Origin of the sequence: Glaciecola sp. HTCC2999 (assembly GCF_000155775.1) — a bacterium.
Taxonomy (GTDB): domain Bacteria; phylum Pseudomonadota; class Gammaproteobacteria; order Enterobacterales; family Alteromonadaceae; genus Opacimonas.
The window spans coordinates 376108-387613 of the sequence record NZ_DS989812.1 but is presented as its reverse complement, the minus strand read 5'-3'; the positions used below and the strand labels follow the sequence as shown (position 1 = coordinate 387613).

General features: G+C 39.8%; 10 protein-coding genes. 6 read left to right on the top strand and 4 right to left on the bottom strand.

The window, feature by feature from the left end; translation table 11 throughout:
* Positions 1-38: 38 nt before the first annotated feature.
* The 3 genes from G2999_RS08035 (at position 39) to G2999_RS08020 (ending at position 3652) form a co-directional block, all read left to right on the top strand.
* Positions 39-1214, top strand: coding sequence for a DUF6538 domain-containing protein (locus G2999_RS08035; RefSeq protein ID WP_010180513.1), 1176 nt, complete (start codon positions 39-41; stop codon positions 1212-1214).
* Between the two features lie 816 nt (positions 1215-2030).
* Positions 2031-2426, top strand: a complete 396-nt coding sequence (locus tag G2999_RS08030; RefSeq protein ID WP_010180510.1) for a hypothetical protein — start codon at positions 2031-2033, stop codon at positions 2424-2426.
* A 60-nt stretch (positions 2427-2486) separates the two neighbouring features.
* Positions 2487-3652, top strand: a protein-coding gene (locus G2999_RS08020) for an IS3-like element ISApr1 family transposase (RefSeq protein ID WP_076611658.1) whose coding sequence is annotated in 2 segments (ribosomal slippage) — positions 2487-2733 and positions 2733-3652 — 1167 coding nt in all. Because the reading frame shifts where the segments join, the coding sequence is not laid out codon by codon here.
* Positions 3653-4199: 547 nt separating this feature from the next.
* On the opposite strand, the gene G2999_RS08015 is transcribed toward G2999_RS08020, so the two are convergent.
* Positions 4200-5123 carry a manganese-dependent inorganic pyrophosphatase gene (locus G2999_RS08015; RefSeq protein WP_010180508.1) on the bottom strand — a complete coding sequence of 308 codons (924 nt, stop codon included), beginning with the start codon at positions 5121-5123 and terminating at the stop codon, positions 4200-4202.
* Positions 5124-5419: 296 nt separating this feature from the next.
* Between G2999_RS08015 and G2999_RS08010 the strand changes: the two genes are divergently transcribed.
* Positions 5420-5884, top strand: a complete 465-nt coding sequence (locus G2999_RS08010) for a DUF2846 domain-containing protein (RefSeq protein ID WP_010180506.1) — start codon at positions 5420-5422, stop codon at positions 5882-5884.
* Between the two features lie 50 nt (positions 5885-5934).
* Here the strand turns inward: G2999_RS08010 and G2999_RS12690 are convergent, their stop codons facing one another.
* Positions 5935-6303: a hypothetical protein gene (locus G2999_RS12690; protein WP_010180504.1), complete on the bottom strand. Its 369-nt coding sequence runs from the start codon at positions 6301-6303 to the stop codon at positions 5935-5937.
* A gap of 178 nt (positions 6304-6481) precedes the next feature.
* Between G2999_RS12690 and G2999_RS08000 the strand changes: the two genes are divergently transcribed.
* The gene (locus G2999_RS08000; RefSeq protein ID WP_232222439.1) at positions 6482-7609 is read left to right on the top strand and encodes an MFS transporter; all 1128 of its coding nucleotides are present in this window, start codon (positions 6482-6484) and stop codon (positions 7607-7609) included.
* Between the two features lie 65 nt (positions 7610-7674).
* Here G2999_RS08000 and G2999_RS07995 read toward each other — a convergent pair whose 3' ends face one another.
* Entirely contained in the window at positions 7675-9366 is a 1692-nt protein-coding gene (locus G2999_RS07995) for an alpha-glucosidase (RefSeq protein WP_010180500.1), read from the bottom strand.
* Positions 9366-10712 (bottom strand): MFS transporter, encoded by a 1347-nt coding sequence (locus tag G2999_RS07990; protein ID WP_010180498.1) that lies wholly within the window; start codon positions 10710-10712, stop codon positions 9366-9368. Before G2999_RS07990 ends, G2999_RS07995 begins: the two co-directional genes overlap by 1 nt.
* 224 nt (positions 10713-10936) lie before the next feature.
* Here G2999_RS07990 and G2999_RS07985 point away from each other — a divergent pair.
* Positions 10937-11506, top strand: a 570-nt coding sequence (locus G2999_RS07985; RefSeq protein WP_010180496.1) for an ABC transporter ATP-binding protein, incomplete at its 3' end; no start/stop codon positions are given.

Below are 11506 nucleotides of genomic sequence, written 5' to 3'. Positions count from 1 at the left end.
CCTACGATTCTGCACAGGCTATATAGGCACGGTAGACAATGTCGAAGACACTTTTATCATCTAAGCATCCTCAATATACCTTTATCAAAGGTAATACTTATTACTATACTAGAGCTGTACCAGTTGACCTTTCTGGTTACTATTCATCCAAAAGAATCGTTGTCTCTTTAAAGACTAAATCTGTTATTTCTGCACGTATTGCATCAAGAGCGTATAGCGCTAAGCTAGAGCAATACTGGCTTGGATTACGTTTACAGAATATAGATGTACCTGCAATTCATCTGGTTCAGTCCCAAGCTGCCTCTAATGACTCAAAACTACCACTTATCTCCGAAGCCAGAGACTTGTACTTCAAGGTGAAAGGGGTTGGTAGACCTGAGCTGTTCTTCAATACAGCATCCAGAAACGTTAAGTATTTAGTTGAGTGTTTAGGTGAAAGGTCGCTTGATGAATATTCATCTAAAGATGCTGCTGCATTTAGGGATTGGTTGCTCGCTAAAGGGTTGAGTGTCAGTTCATTGCAACGCATATTCTCAGGCATTAAAGCGATAGTTAACTTTACTATTCTTGAGTTAGGCTTAACCTGTGATAATCCATTTACAAGGGTGTATTTACCCACTAACACCAGCGCTAAAAAACGTCATGCTATCAAGCTGTCTAACCTAATAAAAATCAAGTCTGCCATACAAGTTATCGATGATGATATTCGTTGGTTAGTAGGCTTAATAGTTGATACTGGTATGAGGCTGTCAGAGGCAGCAGGCTTAATGGTTACTGATATTCATTTGGATTGTGAAATACCGCATATCAAACTAGTACCACATCCTCATAGGCGTTTAAAGACAGCTTCTAGTGAGCGTATCATTCCTCTTGTGGGTATTTCACTGTGGTCTGCAAAGCAGATAGTTAACCACAGAGTAGGGGGTGTTTGTTTCCCAAGGTATACAACATCAACTAAGTGCAATGCTAACTCAGCTTCAGCCTCAATTAATAAGTGGCTTAAATCTATTGGTGATAAAGAGGATGTGATACATGGCTTACGACACAGCTTTAGAGATAGATTAAGAAAGGTTGAAGCACCTTCAGATATGATAGATATGCTTGGTGGTTGGTCGTTACGTAGTGTAGGGCAGGGATACGGTGATGGTTATCAGCTAGAACAGTCTTTGCGTTACATGAAAGCACTGTCAAGTGAGCTCGATCTTAAGAGGTAGTCTACCGTGCCTATATAGCCTGTGCATGAATCGTAGGTATATAAAGGTCTGTAGAGCTTTTTAGGACTTTAAAATGGCGGAGTGGACGACCTATACAGGCTTCATAGTCTATCTACAGCGCCAAGAACCCTTGGAATACCTTAGTTTCCTGATGTTGTCATAGGCTTAGTTCGATGTCAAAGGACTAAAAGTGTCTACTGTTTTGTCTACCCATGTCGGCCCATGAGTTTTCTTATGTATAGACATGATTAACTAGTCCTTTCCTATGTCTATTCCAAGGGCTTATCTATGGGTATTTTGAGTAGTCTCTATTTGATCCTGAGAAAGCCTCAGAGAGCCTCTAATTCATCTTTGATCAACTCTATTAGCTGAGCCTAAAGTCCTCTATAGGGGGCGGGAGGGGGCTTTATGGCTATGGTATTATCATGGGCCTTGAGAGATTTACTAAAGGGGATTTTAGGTCAATGTATATGGGACTTAAGGTACTTATTCCTACGTTATATCTGCATAGTAATAACTAAGAGTTCCTTGGTTATTAATGTATTACTATTAATGAATATACTTTATAAAGTTCCTAGGTTGTCCTTTAGTTATATTCATAATAGATACACTATAAAGGATAGCTATGGTTGACTAAGGAGTACTGTAGAGTACCTAGGTATACTTAAGTCCCCTAAAGACCATATGTACGGAAAAGTTATTAATAAGACAGAATAAAAGGACAATAGTATCCACATATGCTCTGCAATATGCTTTCTATTTAATCTCAACTAGTTTATTGTTTGTCAATATAGCAAGTTTAGCTAAAGGTAAAATATGAATGACTTTAGGTTTGACTGGTTTGCTTCATTAAAAGCACCGTTTGTGGATGAGTTGGCTAGTCATATGTTTCCAACCGCCGACGCGCCTTGCTCGGGTGTTAATGTTGAGCTCGTTCATTCAGAGAGGATCTCATTAGCAAAGCACGTACTCTCTTCTCTGTATCAAGCCTATACATCACCTCACGCAGCTAATACTGTCAGTTATCCTAAGAAAAAACCTGCTTATAAATTAAAAAGTGAATCTAAAGTCCCTTATTCATACAAGAGAGCAATAGAGGTTTTCGAAAGGCTATGTGAGCTTTCATGGGTCAGAGTTACTGATGCTGTTACTCAAAAGCTATATACACGAATAGAGGCTACAGGCGCTTTAAGTGCGAAATTTGAAGACTGAGGTGGTAGATTTGATTCGGACACTCTAGATAAGAGATAATTCTCAAAACTGGAGTGCATTATGAATGCTAGAAAAAAATATTCAAAAGAATTTAAGTTAGACGCTATCAGCCTAGTGGTTGATCAGAAGTTCAGTCGAGCTGAAGCGGCAAGAAGCTTGGAGATTAATCCAAATCTGATTACCCGTTGGATGAAAGAACACGAACAAGATAATGATGGTCAGGCGTTTCGTGGTAATGGCAAGCTGACGCCAGAGCAAGAAGAAATTAGGCAACTGAGAGCAAAGGTTCGCCAGCTTGAAATGGACAAAAACATTTTAAAGGAAGCAACGGTCTTTTTTGCCAAAGAAATGAAGTAAAGTACCGCTTCATTGCCCAAAATAAGAAGACCTATCCCGTTGACAGAATGTGTCAATTGTTAGGGGTGAAGCGCAGCGGCTTTTACCGTTGGGCGAAGATAGAACAAGAAATAGACCCTACTCATGCTGATATGATCGAGTGGGTGAAAAAGATAGCTGTCGCTAGTGATAACACGTATGGCAGCCGCAGAATGAAGCATGCCCTGAATTGTTTAGGCTATCCAGTGAGTCGCCAAAAGGCGAAGAAGCTAATGCTTGAAGCCAAGGTGTGGGTTCGTTATCGCAAGAAATATAAGGTGACAACAGACAGTAACCATAACAAGCCGTTGTTTGATAATGTGCTCAATCGTGAGTTTACTGTGGATGCGCCTAACAAAGCGTATGTTTCTGATATTACTTACATATGGACGCGAGAAGGTTGGTTGTACTTAGCCATCGTGATTGATTTGTACTCGCGTAAAATCGTTGGTTGGAGCATGAGCTCAAGGATGAAAGCAAAGCTGGTAATTGACGCGCTGAGAATGGCAATATGGCAGCGAAAACCAGAGAAAGGATTAATTGTGCATACCGACCGTGGCTCGCAATATGCCAGTCACGAGTATCGTAAATTACTTAACGCTCATGGCCTAGTTGGCAGCATGAGCAGAAAAGGCGATTGTTGGGATAATGCCGTTGCTGAAAGTTTCTTCGGCAGCTTGAAAAACGAACGGGTTCATTGGCGAAACTACCAAACTCGATACGAAGCACAACAGGATATCTTGAATTACATCACGATGTTCTATAACAGCTATAGACTGCATTCATATCTGGGGTATCAAAGCCCAAATCAGTATGAGCAGGAAATGGTAAAACTACAAAAAGTTGCTTAACTGGGTTGTCCGAAATATGTTGACCACGTCAAGGCCCATGATAATACCATAGCCATAAAGCCCCCTCCCGCCCCCTATAGAGGACTTTAGGCTCAGCTAATAGAGTTGATCAAAGATGAATTAGAGGCTCTCTGAGGCTTTCTCAGGATCAAATAGAGACTACTCAAAATACCCATAGATAAGCCCTTGGAATAGACATAGGAAAGGACTAGTTAATCATGTCTATACATAAGAAAACTCATGGGCCGACATGGGTAGACAAAACAGTAGACACTTTTAGTCCTTTGACATCGAACTAAGCCTATGACAACATCAGGAAACTAAGGTATTCCAAGGGTTCTTGGCGCTGTAGATAGACTATGAAGCCTGTATAGGTCGTCCACTCCGCCATTTATTCCTTTGTGACTTATTTAACCTGTTAATACTCATTAAACAGGTTTCCATGTCTGATATTACCCATTTAAATTCACTCAGTAATTGATACAAAAAAGCCCTGTCAATCGCGTAGTTTGACAGGGCTTTGTATTGGCTTTTTTGAAGTACTTATTTACTTAGCAAAGGCATCTTGTAAAGGTGGCACAACTTGTTTTTTACGGCTTAAGACGCCGTCTAACCACACTTCGCTGTTCTCAGCAGTTACACCATAGGCAGATGTGATTAACGTCTCATCATCAGATGCAATTAGCATCAACGAACCTTCTTTCATGATGTCAGTTAATAGCAACATCACTGAATGGCGATTGCCTTCCTCTTTGAGTTTGATGATGTCAGCAGCTAAATCTGCTTTAATCGTATCAAATACCGATAAGTCGATAACTTCTAATTGACCGATGCCGACTAAATTGCCGTGCATATCAAAATCTTTAAAATCACGCATGACTAAATCACGAACTGGTGTGCCTTGTACAGCAGATTTTACTTTAAACATTTCCATGCCTAAGGCTTTGTAATCTTCAATGCCCGCAATCTCTGCTAATGCTTCAACACATTTAATATCTGCGGTGGTACAAGTAGGCGATTTAAAGATAACCGTGTCAGATAAAATCGCACACATCATAATACCGGCGTATGCTTTTGGAATTTCTACATCATAAAAATCATACATCATTTTGACAATGGTATTACTACAACCTACCGGACGGATCCAGCACTCTAACGGAGTAGATGTGGTAAGGTCGCCTAACTTATGATGGTCAACGACACCAACGACGGTTGCTTCATCGATATCATCAGGAGCTTGGGTTTTCTCAGTGTGATCGACGATATAAACGTTTTCACCGGCATAACTCATTTTTAGTTCTGGGGCTTCAAAACCAAACTTATCTAAAATGAATTGAGTTTCTGGTGATACGTCACCTAAACGCGTTGGTATTGCTGGCTCGCCGATTTGATTTTTTAAGTAAGCAATGGCTAAAGCACCACAAATTGAATCAGAATCTGGGATCTTGTGTCCCACAACATACATTGACATAACTTACACTCCATAAAAATTTGCGCATAGTGTAATCAAACCAGCGGCCAATGCCAATACGATTGTGGTGGTAATTTGTGTGTACTTGTAGGAAAATTAAATTCAAAGGCTATTTCCCTCTCCAAACCATTTTGATTTGAATGAGTTTAGACAGTAGTTTTGTGTCGTACATAATAACCCAATAAACTTACGCACTTCGTTCGCTGGGACACATTCATGAAGGGCTGTTTCACTATGATGCCACGCATGTCTACGTCTCTTATTTAAAAGTGAGTTATCAAACTAGGATTTTGTAAATGTTAAAAAAGATTATCGTTTTATTTTCTACTTCATTTCTGTTACTTGCATGTAATGCCACAGGCCCTAAATTCACTCAGTTTGAAGCCTTAGATACAAATCAAGCCAACGTTTATATTTATAGACCTTGGGCTATGTTAGATGGTGCTGCTTCACCAACAATTCAAATTGATGGAAAGGATAACTTTGATCTTAGCAATGGCGGCTATAAAGTAATTTCATTGAAACCGGGTAAACATAAACTCACAGTCAAAGAAGGTGCTTTTATGTCTAACTGGCGCGCAGGTGAGATGAATATTGAACATAAATTTGAAGCAAATAAAAATTATTTTGTGCGTTTATCTGCCGAATTAACAGATGTGGGCTCATATGGAGGCGTTACATCAGTATCTGGAAATTATAGCTTTGCCTTAATCAAAGAGTCTTATGCTCTAAATGAGTTAAAAGAAACAAAGAAAAACTAACAAACGCCTCAAGTGCAGTTTTTTTGTAGTCGTTCTTATCAGAGATAGTGTCAGAACGGCAGGTCTTCATCATCATCAAAATCCGGTGCTGGCATCGGTTTAGGTGCTTGTGTTGGCTGTGCATATTGAGGTGCAGAGCTAGCCGGGGTTGAAGGCTGACTGGCATCACCACCGAAAACGTTATTCTTTAGTCGCGATAAATTATCTTCCGCGCGAGAACGTTGTTCATCAGTGGAGGTGGCTTGCAATGAATAATAGGTGTTACCGTTTTTATCTTTACGTTCCCAAGCACTTAACGAATACTCTTTGCCTTCGATCATGACTTTGCCTTTGTAATTAGGCTGCGTGTCCTTGTCTTTATAAGAATTATAAAATAATACACCGGTCATATCTTTTTGTTGGAAGTTAGATTGGCTCATCTGTTCATTATCTCTGTTTAATTTGAGTTATACTGTATTTTTGCTTTAAACACCTTAATTGTAAACCATGTCTCGCATAAATAATTTTGTTCGCTCACTCAGTCCTCGCACTACTGAGTATTCTAATGAGTTAGATACGACTCATTCCTTTTATCATCCTGCTAATTTTTTATTGATCATGTCATTTTGTATGGCGTTGGTATTCTCTACATGGCAGGTATTACTTAATAATTTTGTTATTGAACAAGCGGCCTTTACCGGCAAAGAAATTGGCATTTTACAATCCTTGCGGGAAGTACCAGGATTTTTAGCGTTCACTGCCATTTATATTTTGCTGTTTATCAAAGAGCAGCGCTTTGCCACATTGTCGTTACTGGTCACTTGCATAGGAGTGGCGTTGACTGGGTTTTATCCATCGGTCATTGGCTTATATGTGACGACAGTGATTATGTCAATTGGCTTTCATTACTATGAAACATTGAATCAATCGTTGACTCTACAATGGCTTGCAAAAGACAAAACTGCTGAGTTTATGGGACGGGCGTTGTCGGTAAAAGCGGTAGGTGCGTTATGCGCTTATGGTGTGATTTGGGCGCTCATGGAATACTTCCAATGGCCGTATGCCCATGCTTATGCACTTATTGGCGGGCTAGGGGCTATTATAGTGGTACTCCTATGGTGGAGCTTCCCACAGTTCAAAGCTGTATCGGTGCAAACCAAAAAGCTCATTATCAAAAAGCAATATTCTTTGTATTATGCGCTCGTTTTCTTCAGTGGTGCGCGTCGTCAAATATTTGTAGTTTTCGCAGGCTTTTTGATGGTAGAAAAATTTGGCTATTCAGTAGGGCAAATCAGTGCATTGTTCATGATCAATTATGTGTTTAACTTGTTTTTTGCCCCCAAAATTGGACGCTGGATCAGTAAAGTCGGTGAGCGCAACGCACTCGTGTTTGAATATATTGGTTTAATCGGTGTGTTTGTAGCGTATGCATTTGTGGAAAATCAGTATATTGCCGGCGCGTTGTATGTTGTTGACCATATGTTTTTTGCGTTAGCTATCGCTATGAAAACGTATTTTCAAAAAATTGCGCAACCTGAGGATATTGCAGCCACTGCGAGTGTGAGTTTCACTATTAATCATATTGCTGCAGTAATTATCCCTGCGCTACTAGGTCTGCTATGGCTGCATTCGCCGAGCACTGTATTTATGATTGGGGCAGGGTTTGCGTGTTGTTCGTTGCTATTGGCTAGTTTGTTACCTGTTACACCGAAACCCGGTGTTGAAACTCGATTTGGTAAACTATAAAAAAACCTCTACAGGGATCTCTAATGGCTCCTGTAGAGGTTTTAAATTTAACAGATTATCGAAGGTTATCTCACTAATACTGCTTGATAAGGTGTTAATGTAACGGTATCTGCTGTCACATCTAAAGAAGCTGTGTTATTCAAGAGTATGGTGCCATTAGACACGTCCACACCTGCTAAATCAGCTTGATTAATTGTCACTGTTTTATCCGAGTAGTTGAGTAACACTAAAATGACATCATCATCTAATGTGCGCGTATACGCATAAATTTCAGTATGTTCTGCCAATAATAATGTGTAAGCACCATAAATCAGAGTCAGGTTATCTTTTCGTACTTGGTTTAATTTTCTGAAATAATTCAACTCTGAATCAGGATCGTTCTCTTGAGCTGCTGCATTCACATCGACATAGTTTGGATTAACTTTTATCCAAGGTGTGCCAGTCGTAAAACCTGCATTTTCAGAGTCATCCCATTGAACAGGGGTGCGAGCATTGTCACGAGCGCATAGTTTATGTGACTCCATAAACTTATCTAAATCGCCACCTTCTGCCTTAGTTAGCTGATACCAGTTAATGGTCATGATGTCTTTGTAGTCGTCGATATTATCAAATTTGATATTCGACATTCCGAGTTCATCACCCATGTAATAATAAGGTGTGCCACGCATAGTCAATAAATAAGTTGATAGCATTTTAGAGGCAGTTCGACGATGCTCAGGAGCATCTGATGCCCAGCGCGTGACCATGCGAGGGAAGTCGTGATTACCAAAATACACCGTATTCCAGCCCTCAGTAGCTAATGCTGCATCCCAGTCAGACATGACTTGTTTGAATTTAACCAGATTTTGAAAGTCATCATTGACGATGAAGCGATCACCCACACCAATACTGACATGATCAAAGTGATAATTCATATTCAATTCTTGACGATCCTCGCCCACTAGTTTCAACACATTGTCAGTGTGGGTACCAGGCCCTTCGGCTACTGTCATGATGTCATAATGCTGTAATACTTCACGGTTCATTTCATGCAAATAATCATGCAGTTTTGGACCTTGAGCGTACATATCAATCATGGCTTGACCATGAAACTCAGGTGGGAACTCTGGATAACCTTCATGCTTTGATATGAATGTAATTACATCCATACGGAAGCCATCAATCCCTTTTTTAAACCAGTAATGCATCATGTCATAAATTTCAGCACGTAACTTTGGATTTTCCCAGTTTAAATCAGGCTGTTTGATCGCAAAATAATGCAGATAATAGGAGTCAGTCGCCTCGTTATAACACCATGCATTGGCTTCAGGATCAAAATAAGACCAGCGATGTGGTGGGGTGCCTTTTTCCGCTGGCCACCAATGAAAATAATCATAATAAGGATTATCTCTAGATTGCTTCGCTTCTTGGAACCACATGTGTTCATCACTACAGTGATTCACTACGAGATCCATAACGACTTTTAAACCGCGTTCATGCATTCCTGCAAGTAGCTCTTCAAAATCATCCATATCACCAAATTCAGCCATGATATTTCGGTAATCAGAAATATCATAACCATTATCATCATTTGGTGAGCTGTAGATTGGATTTAACCAAATAATATCAACACCTAGATCTTTTATATAATCTAGGCGGTTAATGATGCCGCGTAAATCACCCACGCCATCGCCGTTTGAATCTTGGAAGCTGCGTGGATAAATTTGATAGACTACGCCTTCTTTCCACCATTCGCGTTTAATATTCGCTAATTTCATTAAGCTTGTTCCTGTTGCTTTTCGTTATTTTGACTGGTTAATGTATCGTTTCCTGAATTAATACGAAGAGCAAGTACTGCACCGACTAAGAATAACAGGCCACATAATGCTAATGCGTTGCGGGGATCTCCACCTAAAACAGAATCGAAGATTAGACCAATGGTCAGCATTTCCATAATTTGAGGTAAACAAATCATGGCATTTAAAAGCCCCATGTATACACCAATACGCATAGCCGGCGCCACATTGGCACAAATGATAAATGGTACAGTGATAACACCAGCCCAACCTATTCCTACCAGCGCCATACACGCTAAGGTTAGATATAAATCTGTAGTGAGCTGCATTGATAAGAAACCAAGGCCACCGATAGCTAAGCAAAGTGCATAAACTTTATTATCACCAAATTTATGAATGGTCTTAGCGATGAAAAATGACATAACTAGTGTTGATATATGCATGACAGCAAATGCTGTTCCGCCTTGAGCGGTACCTTCCGCAAAACCTGCAGCATCAGGTGTAGGAGCATCATAGACATGGTAAGCAATCGATAGTGATAAATATTGCCACATTAATGGTAATCCAAACCACGTCACTAATTTAACCCACCACACTTGTCTCAAAGACATTGGCATATCTTTAAAAGCACTCCATAGGTCTGGTAAAATACTAGAAATTACTTTACCTTTATTTTCTGCTTGAAAGACTTCAATATTTTCAGGTGGGTATTCTTTAGTTTTTATGAATGACCAAATAGCTGTAATAATAATCACCACTACGCCACATACAAATGAATACTTAACAATATCAGGGATAAAAGTACCATCGGTTACAGCCGAGACACCAAAGCCAATCATAATGACAGGCATTAAACTCGCTAGGATCTGACCACCAGAAATCATAAATGTTTGTAAGGCGAAAGCGAAAGGACGCTGTTCACGGTTAACCATATCACCGACCATTGCACGGTACGGTTCCATTGCTGTATTCATCGCGGCATCTAAGATCCAAAATAAACCCACTACCATCCATAATTCGGGTACATACGGCATAAATAATACCGCGACACTACCTATGATAGCTCCCCAAAGGAAGAATGGCTTACGACGTCCGAAGCTCGTCCAAGTTCTATCACTTATGGCACCAATTAAGGGTTGAATAAGTAAACCTGTGATGGGGCCTGCTAACCATAACAATGGTAACTGGTCATAAGATGCACCATGGTAGGTAAAAATAGGGCTGAGGTTAGCTTGTTGTAAACCAAAGCCATATTGGATCCCGAAGAAGCCGAAACACATGTTCCAGACTTGCCAGAAGGATAAACGAGGTTTAAGTCCTGAGTTCATAATTGTTCTGTCCTAATTATGTTAAATATTCGTTAACGATCATAACATATAGAATAAACTTAATCGATTAAGGGTGCAAATGAATTCGTTTTCATAACCATAAAAATTTAATTTATCTTTACTAACATTGTTTTTACAAACATAAGCGACACAAAAATCACTTGTATTTCAGCACGATGCATTTGACAATAAGTATGTATAAATTAAAGCGTTTAGGGATATTAATGACATTGTTAGTGGCTACAGCGGTATCTAAAATATATGCTGACGGTGAGCATCAAATCGATATCCTCCAACAGGTTAATTTAACCGTATCTGCTGGCGAGCATGTTGCTATCATTGGTTCATCAGGTTCTGGAAAAAGTACATTACTGCATATTCTCGGGGGTCTTGATATACCGTCAAGTGGTTCAGTAGTCTATCAAGGCCATGATATTGCCAAAAACAGTGATGCCCAAAACGCGTTAATACGTAATACTGATATTGGTTTCATTTACCAATTTCATCATCTATTGCCTGAATTTAATGCTATTGAGAATGTCGCCATGCCTTTGTTAATCAGTGGAATGTCGGTAGTCTCTGCTCATGAAAAAGCGCAGCAACTATTGATAGAGGTCGGTTTAGCCCATCGTTTAACGCATTTCCCCAATCAATTATCTGGTGGTGAGCGTCAACGAGTTGCTATAGCTAGAGCATTAATTAATGAGCCTGCTTTACTATTAGCAGATGAGCCCACTGGCAATTTAGACGACGAAACAGGCGAAGAAATTTATCAATTACTTGAATCACTAAAA

Coding starts and splice junctions, on each gene's coding strand:
- G2999_RS08035 (WP_010180513.1), top strand. CDS start 39: ATGTCGAAGACACTTTTATCATCTAAGCATCCTCAATATACCTTTATC.
- G2999_RS08030 (WP_010180510.1), top strand. CDS start 2,031: ATGAATGACTTTAGGTTTGACTGGTTTGCTTCATTAAAAGCACCGTTT.
- G2999_RS07995 (WP_010180500.1), bottom strand. CDS start 9,366: ATGAAATTAGCGAATATTAAACGCGAATGGTGGAAAGAAGGCGTAGTC.
- G2999_RS12690 (WP_010180504.1), bottom strand. CDS start 6,303: ATGAGCCAATCTAACTTCCAACAAAAAGATATGACCGGTGTATTATTT.
- G2999_RS08000 (WP_232222439.1), top strand. CDS start 6,482: ATGTCATTTTGTATGGCGTTGGTATTCTCTACATGGCAGGTATTACTT.
- G2999_RS08015 (WP_010180508.1), bottom strand. CDS start 5,123: ATGTCAATGTATGTTGTGGGACACAAGATCCCAGATTCTGATTCAATT.
- G2999_RS07990 (WP_010180498.1), bottom strand. CDS start 10,712: ATGAACTCAGGACTTAAACCTCGTTTATCCTTCTGGCAAGTCTGGAAC.
- G2999_RS08010 (WP_010180506.1), top strand. CDS start 5,420: ATGTTAAAAAAGATTATCGTTTTATTTTCTACTTCATTTCTGTTACTT.